Annotated in this window: 19 protein-coding genes; 10 read left to right on the top strand and 9 right to left on the bottom strand. The window is 60.1% G+C overall.

What is annotated here, in order from left to right:
* Positions 1-17: 17 nt before the first annotated feature.
* Together C1Y43_RS04775 and C1Y43_RS04770 are read right to left on the bottom strand one after the other, a co-directional pair.
* Entirely contained in the window at positions 18-881 is an 864-nt protein-coding gene (locus C1Y43_RS04775; protein WP_021509548.1) for a DMT family transporter, read from the bottom strand.
* 213 nt (positions 882-1,094) lie between these two features.
* The gene (locus tag C1Y43_RS04770) at positions 1,095-2,000 is read right to left on the bottom strand and encodes a LysR family transcriptional regulator (RefSeq protein ID WP_104187195.1); all 906 of its coding nucleotides are present in this window, start codon (positions 1,998-2,000) and stop codon (positions 1,095-1,097) included.
* A gap of 144 nt (positions 2,001-2,144) precedes the next feature.
* Between C1Y43_RS04770 and C1Y43_RS04765 the strand changes: the two genes are divergently transcribed.
* Positions 2,145-2,894, top strand: coding sequence for an SDR family oxidoreductase (locus C1Y43_RS04765; RefSeq protein ID WP_104187193.1), 750 nt, complete (start codon positions 2,145-2,147; stop codon positions 2,892-2,894).
* Between the two features lie 61 nt (positions 2,895-2,955).
* Here C1Y43_RS04765 and C1Y43_RS04760 read toward each other — a convergent pair whose 3' ends face one another.
* On the bottom strand, positions 2,956-4,392 hold the full coding sequence (locus C1Y43_RS04760; RefSeq protein WP_104187192.1) for a sugar porter family MFS transporter: 1,437 nt from the start codon (positions 4,390-4,392) through the stop codon (positions 2,956-2,958).
* Between the two features lie 102 nt (positions 4,393-4,494).
* The gene (locus C1Y43_RS04755; protein ID WP_104187756.1) at positions 4,495-5,667 is read right to left on the bottom strand and encodes an ROK family protein; all 1,173 of its coding nucleotides are present in this window, start codon (positions 5,665-5,667) and stop codon (positions 4,495-4,497) included.
* A 207-nt stretch (positions 5,668-5,874) separates the two neighbouring features.
* Here C1Y43_RS04755 and C1Y43_RS04750 point away from each other — a divergent pair, with 207 nt between their 5' ends.
* From C1Y43_RS04750 to C1Y43_RS04735, 4 genes are read left to right on the top strand one after another with little or no spacing between them, the layout of a single operon-like run.
* Positions 5,875-7,194: an MFS transporter gene (locus C1Y43_RS04750; RefSeq protein ID WP_059011891.1), complete on the top strand. Its 1,320-nt coding sequence runs from the start codon at positions 5,875-5,877 to the stop codon at positions 7,192-7,194.
* A 10-nt stretch (positions 7,195-7,204) separates the two neighbouring features.
* Positions 7,205-8,848, top strand: coding sequence for a GMC family oxidoreductase (locus C1Y43_RS04745; protein ID WP_104187190.1), 1,644 nt, complete (start codon positions 7,205-7,207; stop codon positions 8,846-8,848).
* Entirely contained in the window at positions 8,841-9,920 is a 1,080-nt protein-coding gene (locus C1Y43_RS04740; protein ID WP_104187189.1) for a Xaa-Pro peptidase family protein, read from the top strand. Before C1Y43_RS04745 ends, C1Y43_RS04740 begins: the two co-directional genes overlap by 8 nt.
* A 10-nt stretch (positions 9,921-9,930) precedes the next feature.
* A complete protein-coding gene (locus C1Y43_RS04735) occupies positions 9,931-10,710 on the top strand; it encodes an SDR family oxidoreductase (protein ID WP_104187187.1) in 780 nt (259 codons plus the stop codon).
* A 14-nt stretch (positions 10,711-10,724) separates the two neighbouring features.
* On the opposite strand, the gene C1Y43_RS04730 is transcribed toward C1Y43_RS04735, so the two are convergent.
* Positions 10,725-11,426, bottom strand: coding sequence for an OBAP family protein (locus tag C1Y43_RS04730; RefSeq protein ID WP_104187186.1), 702 nt, complete (start codon positions 11,424-11,426; stop codon positions 10,725-10,727).
* A gap of 272 nt (positions 11,427-11,698) precedes the next feature.
* Between C1Y43_RS04730 and gcvA the strand changes: the two genes are divergently transcribed.
* The 4 genes from gcvA (at position 11,699) to C1Y43_RS04710 (ending at position 14,823) form a co-directional block, all read left to right on the top strand.
* On the top strand, positions 11,699-12,604 hold the full coding sequence (gcvA, locus tag C1Y43_RS04725) for a transcriptional regulator GcvA (protein ID WP_104187184.1): 906 nt from the start codon (positions 11,699-11,701) through the stop codon (positions 12,602-12,604).
* Positions 12,605-12,679: 75 nt separating this feature from the next.
* Complete coding sequence (locus tag C1Y43_RS04720; RefSeq protein WP_104093550.1) at positions 12,680-13,507, top strand: DMT family transporter; 828 nt, start codon at positions 12,680-12,682, stop codon at positions 13,505-13,507.
* A 19-nt stretch (positions 13,508-13,526) separates the two neighbouring features.
* Complete coding sequence (locus C1Y43_RS04715) at positions 13,527-14,417, top strand: oxidoreductase (protein WP_058758851.1); 891 nt, start codon at positions 13,527-13,529, stop codon at positions 14,415-14,417.
* A gap of 160 nt (positions 14,418-14,577) precedes the next feature.
* The gene (locus C1Y43_RS04710) at positions 14,578-14,823 is read left to right on the top strand and encodes a hypothetical protein (protein WP_058775103.1); all 246 of its coding nucleotides are present in this window, start codon (positions 14,578-14,580) and stop codon (positions 14,821-14,823) included.
* Positions 14,824-14,825: 2 nt separating this feature from the next.
* Here C1Y43_RS04710 and bdcA read toward each other — a convergent pair whose 3' ends face one another.
* Complete coding sequence (bdcA, locus tag C1Y43_RS04705; protein WP_104187182.1) at positions 14,826-15,539, bottom strand: SDR family oxidoreductase; 714 nt, start codon at positions 15,537-15,539, stop codon at positions 14,826-14,828.
* An 88-nt stretch (positions 15,540-15,627) separates the two neighbouring features.
* Between bdcA and C1Y43_RS04700 the strand changes: the two genes are divergently transcribed.
* Positions 15,628-16,203 (top strand): TetR/AcrR family transcriptional regulator, encoded by a 576-nt coding sequence (locus tag C1Y43_RS04700; protein WP_104187180.1) that lies wholly within the window; start codon positions 15,628-15,630, stop codon positions 16,201-16,203.
* A gap of 39 nt (positions 16,204-16,242) precedes the next feature.
* On the opposite strand, the gene C1Y43_RS04695 is transcribed toward C1Y43_RS04700, so the two are convergent.
* The 3 genes from C1Y43_RS04695 to C1Y43_RS04685 all read right to left on the bottom strand — a co-directional run bounded on the left by C1Y43_RS04695 (position 16,243) and on the right by C1Y43_RS04685 (position 19,582).
* The gene (locus C1Y43_RS04695; RefSeq protein WP_104187178.1) at positions 16,243-16,941 is read right to left on the bottom strand and encodes a GntR family transcriptional regulator; all 699 of its coding nucleotides are present in this window, start codon (positions 16,939-16,941) and stop codon (positions 16,243-16,245) included.
* A gap of 126 nt (positions 16,942-17,067) precedes the next feature.
* Positions 17,068-18,261, bottom strand: coding sequence for an enolase C-terminal domain-like protein (locus C1Y43_RS04690; RefSeq protein WP_158252658.1), 1,194 nt, complete (start codon positions 18,259-18,261; stop codon positions 17,068-17,070).
* 1 nt (position 18,262) lies between these two features.
* Positions 18,263-19,582, bottom strand: coding sequence for an MFS transporter (locus tag C1Y43_RS04685; protein ID WP_058775106.1), 1,320 nt, complete (start codon positions 19,580-19,582; stop codon positions 18,263-18,265).
* Positions 19,583-19,689: the final 107 nt, after the last annotated feature.

Genomic DNA, 19,689 nt, shown 5'->3' with positions numbered 1-19,689 from the left:
GCTGGCGGGGCATGATGTTAACGCGAAGGCTGTGGCGCACGAAACACCAGCAGGATACCCGCCAGAATCGCCGCCATGCCCAGCAGGCTCAGCCACGGCAGTCGGTTACCCAGCAGCAGATAGTCGAGCAGCGCGGTAATCACCGGCACCAGATAAAACAGGCTGGTGACGTTAACGATACTGCCCGCGCTCAGTAAGCGATACAGCAGCAGCTGGGCCACCACGGAGATCATCACGCCGAGGAACAGCGCGGCCAGCCAGAAATGTAGCGTGAAGCTGACATGAAAAGGTTTAACCGGCAGCAACAGCAGGCACAGCAGTAAACTCACGCCGTACTGCAGCGGCAGCACCTGCGCCGGATGCTGCGTCACCCGCTGCTGCATGATGGCACCGAAGGTCATGCACAGCAGCGCGGCCAGCGCAAACAGCACGCCGCTGAGCGGCAGCTGCGACGCCGCCAGACTGCGCCACACCAGTAGTATCAGCCCCGCCAGCGCGACCGTTAAGCCCAGCAACCGCCTGCCCGGCAGACGCCGCTCCACCAGGCACAGCGTCAGAATTGGCTGGATGCCCATGATGGTGGCGATCAGCCCTGGCGTCACGCCCTCCGCCATCGCCTGGAAATAACACAGCGAATAAGCGCCGATCAACACCAGGCCGGTCAGCATTACGCGCGGGCGCGTACCGGGCTGCGGCAGCCAGCGGCGGCGAAACAGTCCCACCAGCAACAGCGCAACCAGCGCGATGCTAAAACGCACCACCAGCAGTGCCAGCGGTGAGGCATTATCCAGCCCGAGACGCGAGAAAATGGCTGCGCTGCCCCACAGCAGCACAAAGCCTGACGTCGCTGCCTGCGAAGTCAGCGAAGAAGAAGAACGCATAGCATTGCTCCTGAAACAAACGTTGTTAGCGCGCTCGCTTAGCGAGGCGCAGGAAGTTCGATACTTAGCGAATCACAACGCGTGCCGGAGGTGGCGGGCAGCAAGGCGCATACAGGCGAAAGTCAGATGACGATGCGGAATCAGCAGAGAGTGTCATAAACGCGCCTGTATCATGGGGTTGAGGCCAAACGTTAACAGATTGTTTACACCCTGTCATCCATTCAGCCGTTGCGGAAACACCTCACGCAGCCAGTCGATCAGCACCCGCAGGCGCTGGGTGAGATGGCGGCTCTGCGGATAAACCACGTGGAACGGATAGTCTGACGGACGCCAGTCGGCGAGGATCTCCACCAGCCGTCCGGCCTGCAAATCCGCGGCCGCAGCGTAACGGAACGTCTGAATGATGCCCAGCCCCGCCACCGCCGCGGCAAGGTGCGCGTTGCTCTCATTGACGCCAACGCGGTGCGCGGTCTTTACCTCGATTCGCTCTTCGCCGTGGCGGAAGCGCAGCGGAAAGGCGCGCCCGCTCTGCGGCGACAGATAGCTGATGATGCGATGGCCGTTGTCCAGCTCCTGCGGATACGCCGGAATGCCGTAGGTCCGCAGATAGCCGGGCGTGGCACAGGTGATCATTTGCGCATTGCCTAAGTGCCGTGCCACCAGTGACGAATCGCTCAGCGGACCGCCGCGCACTACGCAGTCCACGTTATCACTGATGAGATCCACGGTGCGATCGGACACGCCAAGGTCCAGGGTGATGTCGGGAAACCTGGCGACAAAATCGGGCAGCGCCGGCAGCAGCACATCGCGCGCCGTTGAGCCGCCGATATCGATACGCAGCTGACCGTGCGGTTTCGTCGTGACGCTATTGAACGCACAATCGATATCTTCCAGATCGCGCACGATGCGCAGCGCCCGCTCGTAGTAATCGCGCCCTTCTGCCGTCACCGTGACCCGGCGCGTGGTGCGCTGCAACAGACGCACGCCGAGATGCGCTTCCAGCTCCTGCACCAGCTTACTCAGGGTGGCGTTAGGCATATCCAGTGAATTGGCGGCACGGGTAAAGTTGCCTGCCTCGACCACGCGGGAGAACGCCCGGATTGCCAGCAATTGATCCATTGTCGCCCCTTACCTGATTATCCACCCAGAGAAATAGTCCTTTCGATTTTACACCATTTATCCGTAAAAGCGGCAGCGCTACAGTGCACTTCAGCGACGGCAAGGCCGTCACCACTTAACCTAATCAACTGTGGAGTACATACTATGAACCTGATTCTGCAAGACAAAATCGCTTTAGTGACCGGCGGCACCTCCGGTATTGGCCTCGCCACCGCCCAGGAACTGGCGGCACAAGGCGCACGCGTGTTTATCACCGGTCGTCGTCAGGCTGAGCTGGATGCGGCCGTCGCCAGCATCGGCGCCACCGCCACCGGCATTCGCGCCGATGCGGCACAGTTAAGCGATCTGGATGCCGTCTATGCGCAGATTGCGCGCCAGGCCGGCCGGCTGGATATTCTGTTTGCCAACGCCGGTGGCGGCGACATGCTGCCGCTGGGGGCCATCACAGAAGAACATTTTGATCGTATCTTTAGCACCAACGTCCGCGGCGTGATGTTCACCGTGCAGAAAGCGCTGCCGCTGCTGAGCGATAAGGCATCGGTGATTCTCACCGGCTCCACCGCCGCAATTCAGGGTACGGCGGGCTTCAGCGTTTACAGCGCCAGTAAAGCGGCGGTGCGTAACTTTGCCCGCTCGTGGGCGCTGGACGTGAAAGATCGCGGCATCCGCATTAACGTGGTGAGCCCTGGCCCGGTACAGACGCCAGGCTTAGGCGGCCTGGTGCCGGAAGATCAGCGCCAGGGGCTGTTCGATGCGCTGGCCGCGCAGGTACCGCTCGGTCGTCTGGGTGAGCCGGGAGAGATTGGCAAGGTGGTGGCGTTTCTCGCCTCCGAGGCCGCCAGCTTTATTAATGCAGCCGAACTGTTTGTCGATGGCGGTATGGCGCAGGTGTAAGCGGGTATTGTACCGGTGCGCCGCCCGGCGCACCGGCTTTCTGCCTGAAGCATGGCTGCGGTTACCGCAGCGAATGCTCACCTGCTACCGCAGCCGGCTCGCCAGCGGTGAGCTGCTGCTCCAGCTGCTCCAGCGAAATGCCTTTGGTCTCCGGCACGCGACGCAGCACAAAGACAAAGCCCGCCGCACAAATCACGCCATACAGCATAAAGCTGCCCGCTGCACCAAGTCCGGCATTGAGGATGGGAAAGGTATAAGTCAACACAAAACAGGCAATCCACAGCGCCAGCGTGGCGACCGACATCGCCAGACCGCGAATCCGGTTGGGGAAAATTTCCGCCAGCAGCACCCAGGTGACCGGCGCCAGCGTCAGCGCGTAAACCGCAATCGCCGCCAGTACCAGAATCAGCACCGGCCAACCGGTGATGCCCAGCGTGTAGGCACCGGCAATCAGTGCATAACACAGCGTCAGTCCACCGGCACCGATCAGCATCAGTTTGCGGCGACCGAGCCGGTCCACCAGCGGCAGCGCCAGCACCGTTGCCAGCAAATTGATCAGGCCGGTGGCCACGATCGACTTCAGCGTACCGTTGATATCGAAACCAGCCGAAGCAAAAATCTCCTGCGCAAAGTTGAAAATCACGTTGATACCGCACCACTGCTGGAAAATCGCCAGCACGATGCCGGTGATGACAATCGGCAGCGTGCGCGGCGCCAGCAACGAGCCGGCGCGGGCGCGCGTTTGCTGGCGATCCTGTTCCAGCGCGCGGGCAATCTCGCGCTGCGTCTGCTGCGCATAAGCAGGCGAACCAATTTTATTCAGCATCGCCAGCGCGCGCTGCGGCTGGCCCGCCAGCATCAGCCAGCGCGGTGATTCCGGCACCCACATCATCAGCAGCAGAAACGCCAGCGACGGCACGGCGGCCGAGGCGAACATCCAGCGCCAGCCAACCTGACCGTTCCAGGTTTCACGCAGCGCCGCATGGGTTGATGCGCCGACGACCGGATCGGCAATCATCAGGTTGATCAGCTGCGCCGCCAGCACGCCAATAACGATTGTCAGCTGGTTAACCGCGACAAACTTGCCGCGCTTGTCTGCCGGGCTGATCTCCGCGATGTACATCGGGCTGAGCGCCGAGGCGATACCAATGCCGACGCCGCCGATAATGCGCCACCAGACAAACAGCGTAAAGCTGCTGGCCAGCGCGGTGCCGATCGCCGACACCACAAACAGTAGTGCGGCGACGATCAACGGCAGCCGCCGCCCCAGCTTGTCCGCTGACCAGCCGGACACCAGCGCGCCAAATACGCAGCCCACCAGCGCCGAGCTCATCGCCCAGCCGGATGCCGCCGGATCGGTGACGTTGAACCAGGCCTCATAGAAGGGTTTGGCCCCGCCAATCACCACCCAGTCATAGCCAAACAGCAAACCGCCGCAGGCTGCCACCAGACAGATGCTCCACACGTAACGCATATTCAGATGTTGATGATTGTTCACGGCCACTCTCCGCACCAGGGTCAAAGTGCGGCTATCTCACCACCGATACCGCAGGGTGAAAGTTCAGGCCCTCACAGATTTTAGTAACAGGAGTTTAGTAAACTACGCCGTACCGGGATCGGCCTCGACATAGAGATAACCGATGCCGAGGACCTGACGGGCGCGATCCAGCTGACCAAAATGCACGTTGGTGGCTTTGCTTTTTAGCGCATCGCGCGGATCAAAAGGATTGAAATCAATCTGGTGCACGATGGTCTGCAACCAGCTCTCACCAAAAGTACAGCTGCGACCGTACAGCCAGATTTGATTGATATTCAGCGTATTAAGGAAATTGTACAGACTCATGCCGATGGCTTCCGCGCTGCGCTGCGCCCACTCGATGATCCACGGCTCGCCGGCCTGCCAGGCAGCCAGCAGCTGACGGCTGGTGGGCTGCACCGCCTGCGGCGCGCGCTGATGCGCCAGCCGCTTAAGCGTGCTGAGCGAGGCGACCGTCTCCAGACAGCCCTGCCGTCCGCAGTTACAGCGCTCCCCGTGCGGATCAATAATGGTGTGGCCAATCTGCCCGCTGCCGTACAGGTTGCCGCGAAAGATCTCACCGTTGATGACAAATGATGAGCCGATGCCGTAATCGACATTGATGACGCAGAATTCGGCCAGCGCATTGCGGTTCAGCCACTTTTCCGCCAGCGCCAGCATCACGCAGTCGTTATCGACACGGACGTCAACTGCCAGCTTCTCCTCAAGCAGAAACTTCAGCTGCAGCGGGCTGCGCCACGCCGCCTGCGGCATATGCTGCGAGACGCCGGTTACCGGATCGACCTGCCCGTGCACCGCCAGCGCCAGATTAATCTGCCGCTTCGGCCAGCGTTTACAGGTCGCGCGCCACACCGTTTCAATCTCCGCCAGCAGCTGCTCTGGCGTCTGCGCGTTGATGCTGATTTGCTGATAGTCGCCCTGCGCCACCAGCTGCGCATCAGCCAGCTGCAGTTCAATGCTGGTCGGCTTGACGCACAGGCACAGCGTCCACGCGCCTTGCGCTGGCAGCTGAAAACTGCCGTTACTGTTGCCGCGCGTGCTCAGCGTGGCGCTGGAGTGCTGCACGTGGCCCTGCTCCAGCAGCTCCTGCAAAATCTTGCTGGCCGCCGGAATGGTCAGGCCGCTGAGCTGTGCCAGCTGCGATTTGCTCAGACGTTTATGACGCCACATCAGCTGCATAAACAGCGCTTTGTTGTGCTTACGCACCTGGAAATTATTCAGTCCGACGGTTTTCACGCGGCCTCCTTTCGCTTCATCCGCGCTCATCTTACTAAACAGTGTTTACTGACTTCTGTGATGGTTGCGCCATCCTGCGCGCCTGCCGTGCTTTAGAGTCCCTGCTCATAACAACCTGTTCGGGCTATCCCGGTAAAAAACGTTCTGATAATGCCGGGCGAACGCTTTATCTGGCTGTGCTGACACCAACCCTACAGAGAAAACATAATGACAACATCACCTGCAACCCATCCGTGGCTGATCCGCCTCGGCATTCCGCCCGCGCTGGCCTGGGGCTATCTGGCGGTCCTGCTGTTTATGATTGGCGACGGCGTCGAGTCCAACTATCTCGCGCCCTATCTGCACGAAAACGGCTTCTCCCTGAATATCGCTGCCTGGGTAATCGCCTTTTACGGCGTCACCGTCACGCTGGGCTCATGGCTGGCCGGTTCGCTGTCAACGCTGATCGGCCCGCGTAAAGTGATGCTGGCGGGCGGCCTGATCTGGATTGTGTTTGAAGTGCTGTTCCTGGCCGTGGCGCTGCCGTCGCACAGCGTGCTGCTGCTGGCGCTAACTTATGGCCTGCGCGGCGTGGCTTATCCGATGTTTGCCTACGCCTTTCTGGTGTGGATTCAGTCGGCGGCCCCGGCGGAGATGCGCGGCTCCGCCACCGGCTGGTTCTGGCTGGCGTTTACCGGCGGGCTGCCGACGCTCGGTTCACTGGTAGCGATCTTCTCTATCCGCCTGGTGGGCGAATACGCCACCTTCTGGCTGTCGCTGGGTCTGGTGGCGATCGGTCTGCTGGTGATGCTGCTGGCGCTGAAAGAGCGCAGCGGTTATCAGTCGCTGCTGGATGCCGAACATCGTCAGCAGGGCACGCTGCGCACGCTAATGGGCGGCATCGATATTCTGTGGCGTGAGCCGCGCATCGCTGCCGCGGCAGTGGTGCGCATCATCAACACCACGCCCTATTTCGGCTTCTTTATTTTTCTGCCGGGCTTTTTCACCGAACAGATTGGCTTTTCCCAGACCGAATACCTCAGCCTGATCACCATCATGGGACTGGTGGGCATGAGCTTTAATCCGATCGTCGGCAAGCTGAGCGACCGCATCGGCTGGCGCAAAGTGCTGACGGTGTTCGGCGGCCTCGGTTCCGGCGTCTCGATGCTGCTGATGTACTTTGTGCCGCAGTGGAGCCACGGCAGCTTTGTGCTCAGCGTGATCTGCGCCTGCCTGTACGGCATCACGCTGTGCGGCTACGTGCCCGCCGCCGCGCTGTTCTCATCGCTGTGCCAGCCGAAGGACAAAGGTAACGCCATGGCGATTTACTGCTTCGCCGCCGGTTTGTCCACCTTCTTCGGTCCGGCGCTGTACGGCGCAATCAATGCACTGCTCGGCACGCTTGGGGTGATTTGGGGCTACGCCTTCCTGTATCTGGTGAGTGCGTTTATCTCGTGGCGTTATCTGCTCAGTCCGCTCGATCCGGGCGAGCAGCACAACCCGGCGGCGCAGCGCCTGCGCCGGTTAGATTCCATCGCATCGGAGTAAACAGAGCGTTATGAAAGAGTACGATTACATTGTGGTGGGCGGCGGGAGCGCGGGCTGTATCGTTGCCGCGCGCCTGGTCAGCGAAGGAAATGCGCGCGTGCTGCTGCTGGAGGCCGGGCGCGACGAATACCATCCGGTGCTGAAAATGCCCGCCGGCTATATGAAGTTTCTCGTCAGCGACCGGTTTCTGACGATGCATCAAACCGAAGCGCAGCCGCAGCTCAACGGACGCGGCGTGATCGTGCCGCAGGCCAAAGTGCTGGGCGGCGGTTCGACTGTCAACGCCATGGTCTACATGCGCGGTCATAAACAGGATTACGCCGACTGGAACCAGGCGCTGGGCCATCAGGGCATCGACTGGTCGTGGGAGGCGCTGCTGCCGCACTTTACCGCCATCGAAGATAACGATCACCTCGGCGCACCCAATCACGGCGTTGGCGGTCCGATGAAGGTGTCGCATCTCGGCCACTTCAGCCCGTTGAGCCGCGCCTATGTCAAAACCCTGCAGGGGCTGGGTATTCCCTACACGCCGGATTTTAACAGCGGCAATCCGTCTGGCGTCGGCTTCATGCAGCACACCATCGACGGTCAGACGCGGCAGCGCTGCAGCGTGGTCGATGCGTTTATCAACCCGCTGCGCCATGACGCACGGCTGACGCTGGTCACCGGTGCACAGGTGGAAGAGGTGCTGTTTGACGGCACCTGCGCCAGCGGCGTGCGCTATCGTCAGGATGGCCAGCCGCAACAGGCGCGCGCCAGCCGCGAAGTGATTCTGGCCGCCGGTGCCTACCAGACGCCAAAACTGCTGATGCTCTCCGGCATCGGTCCGCAGGAGCAGCTGAAACAGCATGGCATAGCCGTGCGCCATGCCTTGCCGGGCGTGGGTAAAAACCTGCAGGACCATTACGAAGTACCGGTGGTTGCCAGCACGCGCGGTGCGTTTGGCTACTACGGCCAGGATCGCGGCTGGCCGATGGTCAAAGCCGGACTGCAATATCTGCTGTTCAAAAGCGGCCCGGTGACTACCACCGGCGTGGAAACCTGCGCCTTTTTCGATCCGCTCGATTTCACGGCGACGCCCACCATTCAGATGTTCTGCGTGCCAACGGTATATCTCGATCGCGATGTAATGGGTGCCGATCCCGGTGACGGTGTCACGGTGAATTCCCTGCTGCTGCGCCCGAAAGCCACCGGTGAAGTCACGCTGCGCGATAACAACGCCAGCAGCCTGCCGGTGATCGATACGCAGATTTTCGGCCATCCGGACGATTTAGCGCGCACCCTCGCCGGCTTTCGCTTTGCGCGTCAGGTGCTGGCCGCCGCGCCCATCCGCGAGATGGTCGATGAAGAGATTTTCCCTGGTGCGGAAGTCACCAGTGATGACGCGATTGGCGCCCACTGCCGACGCATGGTGAAAACCGGCTATCACCCGGTCGGCACCTGCCGCATGGGCCACGATGACGATCCGCTGGCGGTGTTGCACGACGACCTGCGCGTGCGCGGCGTACAGCGGTTGCGCGTGGTGGATGCCTCGATGATGCCGAATATTATCAGCGGCAACACCAATGCGGTGGTGATGGCCGTGGCGCATCGCGCTGCGGAGCTGGTTCTGCAGTCGCAGATCGTTGAGCACAAGGAGGTCGTGTATGAGTGACAAACTGGCGCGCCTGCAACAGGCGCTGGCGCACTGGCAGCTGGATGCGGTATTGCTGACGCGCCGCGATAACATCGCCTGGCTGACCGACGGGGCCAGCTATTATGTGGTAGAGCGTGCCGAGACCGGCGTTGCCAGCCTGCTGATCGGCCGCGACAGCGTGCTGCTGCTGGCACCGGACAATGAGCTACCGCGCATTCTGGCCGAAGAGCCGCTGCCGTTCAGCTGTGCGACCCGGCACTATCCGTGGTACCAGTCGCTGAGCAGCGTGCTGCCGGCGGGCCATATCGGCAGCGATACGCCCATGGCAGGATTGAGCGATATCCAGCCGCAGATGATCACGCTGCGCCAGGGGCTGAGCGCACCGGAACAGCAGCGCTTTCGCACGCTGGGACAGGAGACGGCGCAGATTGTCGAAACGGTGGCGCGCCAGCTGCGCGCGGGCGTCAGCGAATGGCAGGTCGAAGCCGACATTGCCGCCGGCTGTCTGGCGCGCGGCATTCGCCCGATGTGCACGCTGGTGGCCGCCGATGAGCGCATCGCCGCATTTAAACATCCGGTGCCGACGCACAAAACGCTGCAGCGCATGATGCTGATCACCCTCGGTGCCGAACGGCACGGTTTGCATGTCAGCCTGACGCGCCTGGTGCATCTCGGTGAACCCGACCCGGCGCTGCGCCAGCGCATTCTGACGCTGGCGGAGATCCACGCCGATATGCTGTATGCCACCCAGGCGCAGCGCAGCTGGTCAGCGGTTTTTGCGGACATCACTCAGGCTTATCAACGCCACGGCCACGCTGAGGCATGGCGCGATCATCATCAGGGCGGTCCGGCCGGATACGGCTGCCGCGACTGGATTATCACCCCGGAGAGTCGCGGCGAGGTACAGCCCGACACCGCCGTGGCGTGGAACCCGACGCTGAGCGGCGTGAAAAGCGAAGACACTTTTTTGCTCAGCCGCAGCGGGCTGGTGCCGCTCACGCGCAGCGACAGCTGGCCGCTGATTCGCCTGCAGCGCGGTGATAATACCTTAGAGCTGGCCGACTGGCTGATTCTCCCGACATCCTCATAAGGAAGCGACTATGTCCCCACGTTTAGCCAATAAAACCGCCATCATTACCGGTGCCGGCAGCGGCATCGGCAGCGCCATCGCCACCCTGTTTGCGCGCGAAGGCGCCCGCCTGGCGCTGTTTGATCGCGACGCACACAGCAGCGAAGCGCTGGCGGCGCAGCTACAGCAGCAGTCCGGCCAGCGCTGTCTGGCCTGCGCAGCCGATGTCACGCAGCCGCAGCAGGTTAGCCGCGCGGTACAGCAGGCGCAGCAGGCGCTGGGAGATATTGATATCCTGATCAACTGCGCTGGCGTAAACGTTTTTCGCGATCCGCTGACGCTGGACGAGGATGACTGGCAGCGCTGCATGAACACCAATCTGAAAGGGCCGTACAACCTGATACGCAGCGTCCTGCCGGCGATGCTGGCCCGTCAGTATGGCAACATCGTTAACGTTGCCTCGGTGCACGGGCACAAAATCATTCCCGGCGCCTTCCCTTATCCGGTGGCTAAACACGGGCTGATCGGCCTGACGCGTTCGCTGGGCGTGGAGTACGCCGCGCAGGGCATCCGCGTAAACAGTATTTCGCCCGGTTTGATCATGACGCCAGCCGCTGAAGCCTGGCTGGCGAGCTGTCCGGATCCGCAGGCCGAGCGCGCGCGTCAGGCGGCGCTGCTGCCGTGTAAACGCATCGGCGAGCCGGATGAAGTGGCTTACACAGCGCTGTTTCTCGCCAGCGACGAGGCGCGCTTCATCAATGCCACCGATATCCTGATCGACGGTGGGCGCAGCCAGATGTATCACGAGTAAAGCGGAATCGCCGGTTACGGATGCACGCGCCGGCAACGATCGGCCCCCTCTGCCACCGGATGGGCGGCGATATCAGCGCGGTCAGTGCGGATTGTCGCAGTATCGACGTCAAAGCGCTTGTCGCGGTCAGCCAGCAGCGCCGGATTGAGCTGACCGTCGGCGGTAAAGCCCATCATCAGCGTCGGCGCGCCCAGCGGCAGCGTTTTATCGCGGTCGGTATGCCAGGTGTGCCAGGTTTTTCCGTAGGTGTTGACGATTTTGCTCATCAGCGCGTGCTCCGCGGCCGGCGGCAGGCCGGGCGCAATCAGCGTACCGGATTTCACTTCATAGCGATGGCTGTGCCAGTACTGCTTTTCCTGCGCCGGCAGTTGCTTAAATAAACGTTCGCTGATGATATATTCCACGCCCATTAATTTGGCGTCTTTTTTGTTACCGTCATAAATAACCGCCTGCATCACATCGTCATTAAGAATGGTTACGTAGTGATGGGCCTCCATCTGCCCCTGCTGATTCCCGCAGTAATAATGAAAACCATCCAGATACGTATTGATCGCCTCAATCGGCGGCCGCGACTGCAACGCCGCCGCCCCGCTCTCCAGCAGCGCGGTTTTCCCCGCTTCCGGCGCACCAGGTGCCGTAACCGGCGAGGCGCTGTTATTCGCGCCACAGCCGGATAATAACAATAACGCCAGCGCGCTAAATACACGGTTTCGCATTTCATCACCCCATTCTTATATTGAGTGATAAACATAGTTAATCAGCGTCAGGACGCGAGCGCAGCGGGAACCCTATCCGGCGGCGGATTAAAACCGCCACGCGGTAAATAACCAACCATTCAGCTGGCCGCCGATTCAGTGATGAATGTGTCGGCCACTGTCAGCAAAGTGACAGGCTGTGAGGCTAAACTGGAGGGTGGGTGAATAAGTTTCGTGAGCGAACAGACGATTCCGCTATCATGAGTGAACGCTCATAAAACAAGGCTGCACCGATGAGAGAGTTACCGCCTACCGCCATGCTGCGCGCGTTTGAAGTGGCAACGCGCCATCCGACCTTTACCGCCGCCGCGGAAGAGCTGTTTATCACCCAAAGCGCCGTCAGCCATCAGCTCAAAAACCTGGAAGAGATCTGGGGCGTACAGCTGTTTCAGCGCGGCAAAACGCTGAGTCTGACGCCGGCCGGTGCGGCGCTGGCACCGATCGTGCGCGAGTTTTTCAGTAATCTGGAAACCACCTTAGCCGACTTACGCGAGCAGAAAGGCCGCGTGCGGCTGCGCGTGAATACCACCTACTCGTTTGCGCTGAAGTGGCTGTTGCCGCGCCTGCCGGGCCTGACGCGCCAGCACCCGGAAATTCTGGTAACGCTGGAAAGCACCGATGATGCGATTACCTTCTCGCGCCAGGATTCTGACGTGGCGATCCGCTTTGGCCATGGCAATTATCCGGCGCTGCACAGCGAATTTATGTTTCGTGAACAGTTGTTTCCGGTCGCCAGCCCGGCGCTGCTGCAGCGCTTCGGCACACCGCAGGAACCGGCAGAGCTGCTGCGTTACCCGCTGCTGATGCGTGATGGCGCCGATCTGGTGCCAAAGTGGGAGATCTGGTTTAAACAGGTCGGCCTGACGCTGGATGCCTTACAGGAGAGCGTACGTTTTGCCGACACCAATATGACGCTGGAAGCCGCGCTGCTGGGGCAAGGCGTGGCGCTGGCGCGCAGCGGTCATGTTGAAAAAGAGCTGCGCGACGGCAGCCTGGTACGGCTGTTCAACGTCGCGTTTTCCTCGCCCGCCGCCTACTATTTCGTCTGTCCGCAGGGCATTGAAAGCCAGCCGCACATCGTTAATTTTCGACGCTGGCTGCTCGCAGAATCACGTCAGGCGCAGCAGGATTATCAGTGAAGTATGAGTATTTACTCATAGCGCAATGATAAATCTTCGCTTTTCAATCCATTTGCGGCTGCATAGCATCAGCCTATGCCTGATTACATTATTGTCTTAACGCTGTGCGCCGCACTGCTGCACGCCAGCTGGAACACCTTACTGCGCGGCGGATCCGATCGCCTGTGGTCAATGACCATTATGTGCGTGGCGATCGCGCTGGTGTGTGCGCTCAGTACGCTGTTTCTGCCGCTGCCGGCGCGCGCCAGCTGGAAATATGCGCTGCTGTCGGCGCTGCTGCACGTCGGCTATAACCTGTGCCTGGTGCGCAGCTACCAGAGCGGCGATCTCGGCCAGACCTATCCGATTGCGCGCGGATCGTCGCCGCTGCTGGTGACCTGCGCCGCCGCGCTGTTTGCCGGCGAGCACATCGCCTTTACTACGCTGTGCGGCATCGTGCTGGTGTCCGCTGGCATTGTGTCGCTGGCGCTGCGCGGCGGCAAACTGGCGCTGCCGGGCCTGCGCTACACGCTGGCGACCGGTGCCTTTATCGCCGCGTACAGCGTGGTGGACGGCATGGGCGTGCGCGTTGCCGGCAATGCATTTGCGTATACCGCGTGGATGTGCAGCTTGTGGGGCATATTAATGCCGGCGGTCTACATCGCGCTGCGCGACAGCAAAAGCCTGCTGCAGTGGCGACCGGGCGTGCTGAGCGCCGCGGCGGGTGGCCTGGTTTCGCTGCTGGCCTACGGCATCATCATTTACGCCATGACGGCAGCGCCGATGGGCGCGGTGTCGGCGCTGCGTGAAACCAGCGTGCTGTTTGCCGCAGTGCTGGGCGCGCTGTTTCTCGGTGAAGCATTAACGGTAAGAAAAATGCTGGCGTGTGCGGTGATTGCACTCGGCACGCTGATGATCGGTTAAGCGATGAGGAGATGGCAGCATGTCTGAACGTTGTAAAATCGCCCTGCTGGGCCCCGGTGCAATTGGCACCACCGTCGCGGCGGTGCTGCATGAAGCCGGGCGCACCCCGCTGCTGTGCGGCCGCACGGCCCATGCACAGTTAACGCTGCGCCACGATGCGGGCGAAATCAGCGTGCCCGGTCCGGTATTGCATGATGCCTCGCACGTGACACAACGCTGCGATTTGCTGTTCGTGGCGGTTAAAACCACCCAGGTCGCGGACAGCGCCGCGTGGCTGGCCACTCTGTGCGATGAAAAAACCGTGGTGTGCGCGCTGCAAAATGGCGTCGAGCAGCAGAGCCAGCTGGCGCCTTATGTCAACGGCGCCACAGTATTACCTTCGGTGGTGTGGTTCCCGGCGCAGCGCGAGCCGGATGCGTCAGTCTGGCTGCGCGCCCAGCCTCGCCTGACCCTGCCGGATGTGCCGCAGGCCGCGCGCGTAGTGGATGCGCTGCGCGATACGCGCTGCGAGGTGGCACTGGCCGCGGACTTCCTCTCCATCGCCTGGCGCAAACTGTTACAAAATGCCGCCGCCGGTTTGATGGTGCTGGCCAACCGTCGCGCCGGCATGTTTAGCCGCGGCGATATCACGCAGCTGGGATTAGCCTATTTACAGGAGTGCCTGACGGTGGCGCGCGCGGCCGGTGCGGTGCTGGACGACAGCGTGCCGCAGGAAATTATTGATGGCTTTCACCGCGCGCCGCCCGATCTGAGCACCTCGATCCTCGCCGATCGCCAGGCCAACCGCCCGCTGGAGTGGGATACCCGCAATGGTGTGGTACAGCGCTATGGGCGTCAGCATGCTATTGCTACGCCGATTAGCGATGTCGTGGTGCCGCTGCTGGCAGCGGGCAGCGAAGGGCCGGGCTGATAAATAGGTTGCCGGACGCGCGGGGAGAAACAGCTATGCTGCGAATTGTTTATACAACGGCCAGGTTTTGATTGCGCCGCTACCAAGAGGGTGCGATGTTCAGCTGATTTAAACCATCGCCTCCGCGGCATAATCATGATAACGGCAACAGGACGCACATATGACAGATTACGTTTTTTATCGCAAACAACAGGTTATCGCCACGCTGGAACGATCGGATTCGGAACGTGCCCGGCTGCTGATGGCGGACGGTTACAGCAAGATGGACGAAGAAATTAATGCAGCCAGCGCGCAGGCGGCGCTGCGGCGGCTGGCTGATATTCGCCATGAAGAGCACATGACCGAACACGCTTTTGCCACCGGTTCGGTATTCAGCGCGGTGGTCAGCGCCCTGTTCAGACACTGACGTTATGCGCCAAACGCTCCATCAATAGTGTGCATGGCGCCGGTGACGAAACCGGCTTCGGGTCCTGCCAGCCACGCCACCATGCCTGCCACCTCTTCAGAACGGCCATGGCGTTTGATGGCCATGAAGCTGTGCATCAGATCTTTCATCGGACCATTTTCCGGATTGGCATCGGTATCAATCGGGCCCGGTTGCACCACGTTAATGGTGATGCCGCGCGGGCCGAAATCCCGCGCCAGGCCGCGCGCCAGACCCTGTAAAGCGGATTTACTTAGCGCATAAGACGCCATACCGGGAATCGGCATACGGTCGCCATTGACCGAACCGATAATGATGATGCGGCCGCCGGCTGGCATCTGTCGGGCGGCTTCAACCGCAGCATGATACGGCGCGTGAATGTTAATGCGGAACAGGCGATCGACCGCGTCCGGATCCTGTTCCAGCGCATCGCCGAACAGGGCGATACCAGCATTAACCACCAGCACATCCAGCGGTCCACTGTCGCGCACGGTAGCAATCACCGCATCGCGCTCTGAGCTGTCGGTATGAACAGCAGCCGAACCGGTTTCGTGCGCCAGTTTTTCGGCGGCCTCAGGCGAACCTGAGAAGGTGAAGGTCACGCTGGCACCCTCATCAGCAAAGCGACGCACGATAGCCGCACCAATACCGCGACTGCCGCCCAGAACCAGAACCTGCTTATCTTTAAATATGCTCATTTGCATCTCCACGTGTGATTTCTTAGTATGCATTACAAAATGAGCCCGATTTAATGTCAATGCAATTTTGTAGCGAGCACTATAAAACATGAAATCACCTGGTCGTCCCCGCAACTTTGACCCCGAACACGCCGTAGCAGTCGCGCAGGGGTTATTCCATGCCAAAGGTTATGACGCCGTCAGCGTCGCCGATGTCACTGACGCGCTGGGCATCAACCCGCCGAGCTTTTACAGCGCGTTCGGTAATAAGGCCGGATTGTATGCCCGCGTTCTCGATCGCTACGCCACTACCGGCTCGATTCCCCTGGCTGAGATACTGCGCGACGACCGCCCGGTGGCCGAAGCCCTCGATGCATTACTGAAAGCGGCGGCGCTGCATTATGCCCGGGATGAGGTGTGTGCGGGTTGTCTGGTGCTGGAAGGAATTCGCTGTCAGGATCAGCAGGCACGCGAGGCGGCCAGAGTGTTTCATCGCGCCGCTGAGGACACCATCCGGTGCTATATTGCGGCCCGCTACCCACAGGACGCGCAGCGCCTGACCGACTTTGTCAGCACCGTGATGTCCGGACTTTCTGCCAGAGCGCGTCAGGGCCACAGCGTTGAGCAACTGCTGGCCAGCGCGCAGCTGGCGGGTCTGGCGGTGGCTGCTGCGCTTGAGGCGTGATCGCTTTTCAGCGATGTTCTGACTGCGAAGTGATGCCGATCAACTGGCTGAGTCGGTGTCCGCCACCGACCGCTGGAACATGCGCATAATGCCGCCAAGATGCCAGTGCAGAAGTTCCAGCGCCTGTTCATCCTCGTAATTAGTTAACCGCGCCACGATCGCCTCATGATCGTTTTGCGAACCCTGGAACTCATCCGGCGTGCGCGTCAGGTGATTGAGAAAGGCGCGAATGCGGTTGATGCTGGTTTTGTAAAAACCGACCAGCTCGCTGTTCTGGCTGCTTTCAATCAGTGCCATATGAAACGCCGCATCGGTTTCGCGGTAGGTCTCCGGCGCGTTTTGTAATGCATCGCGTCCACGCGCCAGCTGTTCGTTCAGGCGCGCGATCAGCGCCTGACGATCGTGTTGCAGTGCCAGCTTTAATGCGCCTGATTCCAGAATCTGCCGCATCTCACAGGTTTCGCGCATCTCCCGCTCATTGAACGAAAACACAAAAGTGCCGCGCTGCGGGATAATTTGCACCAGACGCTCCATCTCCAGCTTTTGCAGCGCCGCTCTTACCGGCGTCCGGCTCACGTTAAGCTGGGTGGCAATATCGTTCTCGGAAATTAATGCACCGGGTGCAATCTGGCAGTTCACGATCAGGTCACGAATATGATCGGCCAGAATGCTGCTCAGTGACTGCGGGCGGAGGATGTTTTTCGATGACCAGTCAATGATGAGTTTATCGGCGGGCATAGCGTGGCGAGCGTCCTTTAAACAGCGAGCATTTAGGGGGTCAGAATGACGGTGGGCACTGTGTTTTGTAGTATACAAGAGACAGATCCCCCAAACAATAACGGGCCTGTTTGAGGGAGCGTTGGGTTATGAGGTGAACAAGTATGTCTGCTGCTGAATATGCGCTGGATTAAGTGCCATGCCCATGCCGGGTCCCTGCGGTACCGGGATTAACCCGTTTTGCGGCACCAGCGGATCGCGCAGGAAGTACTGATGAATATCGTTCCATTTCACCAGATACTCCTGATAAGGCGTGTGGATTGGCGATTGCGTGGTGCTGAAATGGGCCGTTGCGATGCTGGAATGACCGTGCGGGATTACCTGCAAATCGTACAGGGTGGCGATAGCAGCAATTTTTAACGTTTCTGAAAGCCCACCGCACCAGTAGATATCGGGCTGAATCACATCCAGCGCCCCGGATTCAAAGAAGCGTTTGAAACCCCAGCGCGTGTACTCATGTTCGCCTCCCGCCATCGGGATGGACAGTTTGTCTTTGAGTCGTTGCATACTGCCGATTCTGTCGGCCATCACGCACTCTTCCAGCCAGCGCGGGCGATACGGCTCAATGCCCTTTGCCAGTTCAAGCAGATACGTCACATCCATCGACTGCCAGCAATCAAACATCAGATCGTAATCATCCCCTACGGCTTCGCGCAGCGTTTTTGCCAGTTCGATGTTTTTCTTCAGCCCTTCCCTGCCGCTCATCGGGCCGTGGCGGAAAAACCATTTTTGTCCGCGATATCCCAGCGCCTTATACTCCAGCGCCCGCTCGTGCACCTGCGCCATATCCTGCACCGCAAAGCCCAGCATCGATGCGTATGCCGGTATTTCTTCCTGTAACGAACCGCCCAGCAGGCGAAACACCGGTTGCTGCATCCATTTGGCACGCAAATCCCACAAGGCACAATCCACCGCGCTGATCGCCAGCATGCCATCGCCCTGACGCCCATGAATCTGCGCCCGGTACATCTGATCCCACAAACGCTCGGTGTCGCGCGAATCCTGACCCAGCAACAACGGCCGCAGCTGGCCATGAATGATTGATGCAACGGCATGCGGCACCGGCCCTGCCAGCCCGTCCACGCCCTCATCAGAAACGATCTCAAGAAACACGGTGGTAATGGCAAAACCATCTTCCAGCTGAACGCCACCGTCATGATTATTCACAGTACGAAACTGCGCATAGACATCGGTGGGACGCGCGAGACGCTCCTCCCAGAAATCGCCCTCTCCCGGCATCACGCCTTTCACCTGAAGTAACCGGACATCAATAATCTTCATACTACTGCCCCTCACGTTGTTCATTGCTGGCCTGATAAGCCGGTAAACGCTGGCGACGAAAGATGATGCTCAGAGTAATGATCGAGAGCATCGCCATCGCCGCCAGCCAGTAAAATCCGCCGTTATAACTGCCGCTGCGGTCGCGTATCACGCCGATGACCCACGGATTCACCACACTGGCAATACTGCCCAGCGCATTGATCAGGGCGAGGCCACCCGCCACCACGGACGCCGGGATAAACTGCGCGGGCAATCCCCAAAACACCGGCATCGCGCCGAAAAAGCCAAATGCCGAACAGCACAAAAACATCATTTTCACCAGCGAGTTATCGAACCACGCGACGCATAACAGCCCGACAAAGGAGAAGATCAGCGCCAGATAGTTGGCCAGCAGCCGTGACCCGGGACGATCGGCTATACGTCCCAGCACCAGCATGCCGGCCAGACCAAATACGTAAGGGATGATGGTGATGAACCCGGTCTGAACATGACTTAAGCCGGTTTCGCTGATGATCAGCGGCAGGAAGGTGCTCACTGCGCCGTTGAGGTTCGCCAGTCCGTAATAGGTGAGGCTGAACAACAACACCAGCGGGCTGAAAAGCGCTTTCAGCAGACCGCCGTGGCCGCGCGAAGGCAGTTTTTGCCGCTCAGCAGCCAGTGTTGTCACCAGCCAGTGCTGCTCATCTGCGCTGAGGAAGCGGGCATCTTTCGGCCGATCGGGCAACGCAAAGGGGACGATCAATCCCAGCACAATCGCCGGAATGGCCTCCAGCAGAAACATCAGCTGCCAGCCGCGCAGCCCCAGCCATCCGTGCAGTTCTAACAACAGGCTGGAAACCGGTGTGCCGATAATCAGCGCAATCGGAATGCCGGTCATAAACGAGGCGATAATGCGTCCGCGCCACGCCACCGGAAACCACAGGGTGAGATAAAACACGATGCCGGGGAAGAAACCGGCTTCAGCGGCACCCAGCAGCGCGCGCATCACATAGAGGCTGTTTTCACTCCACACAAACATATGCGCACCGGAGATGATGCCCCAGGTCACCATAATGCGGGCGATCCACCAGCGCGCGCCCACCCTTTCCATCAGCAGATTGGAGGGCAGTTCGAGGATGGCGTAAGGCAGGAAAAACAGACCGGCGGCGAGGCCAAAACTGGCGGCGCTGATGCCGAGATCGGCATTCATGGTGAGGGCGGCCACGCCGATATTGGCGCGATCGATCACCGCAATCACGTAGCAGCCAATCAGGAGCGGAATCAGTCGCCACGACAGTTTACGGATCACCCGCTTTTCAATTTCAGTATCTGTACTTTGCATGGTCTTTCCCGGTGTTGGTGACATGGATAAAAAATGCACTTGTATACAAGTTCTGTTGTATACATCCGCTGAACACTCTTCAATGGGCTGAGTACGGAAATGAGATA

The sequence above is a fragment of the Pantoea sp. ICBG 828 genome, from assembly GCF_002928355.1.
GTDB lineage: Bacteria > Pseudomonadota > Gammaproteobacteria > Enterobacterales > Enterobacteriaceae > Pantoea > Pantoea dispersa.
The sequence above is the reverse complement of the archived record's forward strand: the minus strand, read 5'-3'. Positions and strand labels throughout refer to the sequence as shown.

What these genes read in the sequence shown, in the direction of transcription:
- C1Y43_RS04765 (WP_104187193.1), top strand. Translation starts at nt 2,145, where the DNA reads ATGAACCTGATTCTGCAAGACAAAATCGCTTTAGTGACCGGCGGCACC.
- C1Y43_RS04730 (WP_104187186.1), bottom strand. Translation starts at nt 11,426, where the DNA reads ATGCGAAACCGTGTATTTAGCGCGCTGGCGTTATTGTTATTATCCGGC.
- C1Y43_RS04750 (WP_059011891.1), top strand. Translation starts at nt 5,875, where the DNA reads ATGACAACATCACCTGCAACCCATCCGTGGCTGATCCGCCTCGGCATT.
- bdcA (WP_104187182.1), bottom strand. Translation starts at nt 15,539, where the DNA reads ATGAGCATATTTAAAGATAAGCAGGTTCTGGTTCTGGGCGGCAGTCGC.
- C1Y43_RS04720 (WP_104093550.1), top strand. Translation starts at nt 12,680, where the DNA reads ATGCCTGATTACATTATTGTCTTAACGCTGTGCGCCGCACTGCTGCAC.
- C1Y43_RS04735 (WP_104187187.1), top strand. Translation starts at nt 9,931, where the DNA reads ATGTCCCCACGTTTAGCCAATAAAACCGCCATCATTACCGGTGCCGGC.
- gcvA (WP_104187184.1), top strand. Translation starts at nt 11,699, where the DNA reads ATGAGAGAGTTACCGCCTACCGCCATGCTGCGCGCGTTTGAAGTGGCA.
- C1Y43_RS04690 (WP_158252658.1), bottom strand. Translation starts at nt 18,261, where the DNA reads ATGAAGATTATTGATGTCCGGTTACTTCAGGTGAAAGGCGTGATGCCG.
- C1Y43_RS04695 (WP_104187178.1), bottom strand. Translation starts at nt 16,941, where the DNA reads ATGCCCGCCGATAAACTCATCATTGACTGGTCATCGAAAAACATCCTC.
- C1Y43_RS04770 (WP_104187195.1), bottom strand. Translation starts at nt 2,000, where the DNA reads ATGGATCAATTGCTGGCAATCCGGGCGTTCTCCCGCGTGGTCGAGGCA.
- C1Y43_RS04715 (WP_058758851.1), top strand. Translation starts at nt 13,527, where the DNA reads ATGTCTGAACGTTGTAAAATCGCCCTGCTGGGCCCCGGTGCAATTGGC.
- C1Y43_RS04740 (WP_104187189.1), top strand. Translation starts at nt 8,841, where the DNA reads ATGAGTGACAAACTGGCGCGCCTGCAACAGGCGCTGGCGCACTGGCAG.
- C1Y43_RS04685 (WP_058775106.1), bottom strand. Translation starts at nt 19,582, where the DNA reads ATGCAAAGTACAGATACTGAAATTGAAAAGCGGGTGATCCGTAAACTG.
- C1Y43_RS04710 (WP_058775103.1), top strand. Translation starts at nt 14,578, where the DNA reads ATGACAGATTACGTTTTTTATCGCAAACAACAGGTTATCGCCACGCTG.
- C1Y43_RS04700 (WP_104187180.1), top strand. Translation starts at nt 15,628, where the DNA reads ATGAAATCACCTGGTCGTCCCCGCAACTTTGACCCCGAACACGCCGTA.
- C1Y43_RS04775 (WP_021509548.1), bottom strand. Translation starts at nt 881, where the DNA reads ATGCGTTCTTCTTCTTCGCTGACTTCGCAGGCAGCGACGTCAGGCTTT.
- C1Y43_RS04745 (WP_104187190.1), top strand. Translation starts at nt 7,205, where the DNA reads ATGAAAGAGTACGATTACATTGTGGTGGGCGGCGGGAGCGCGGGCTGT.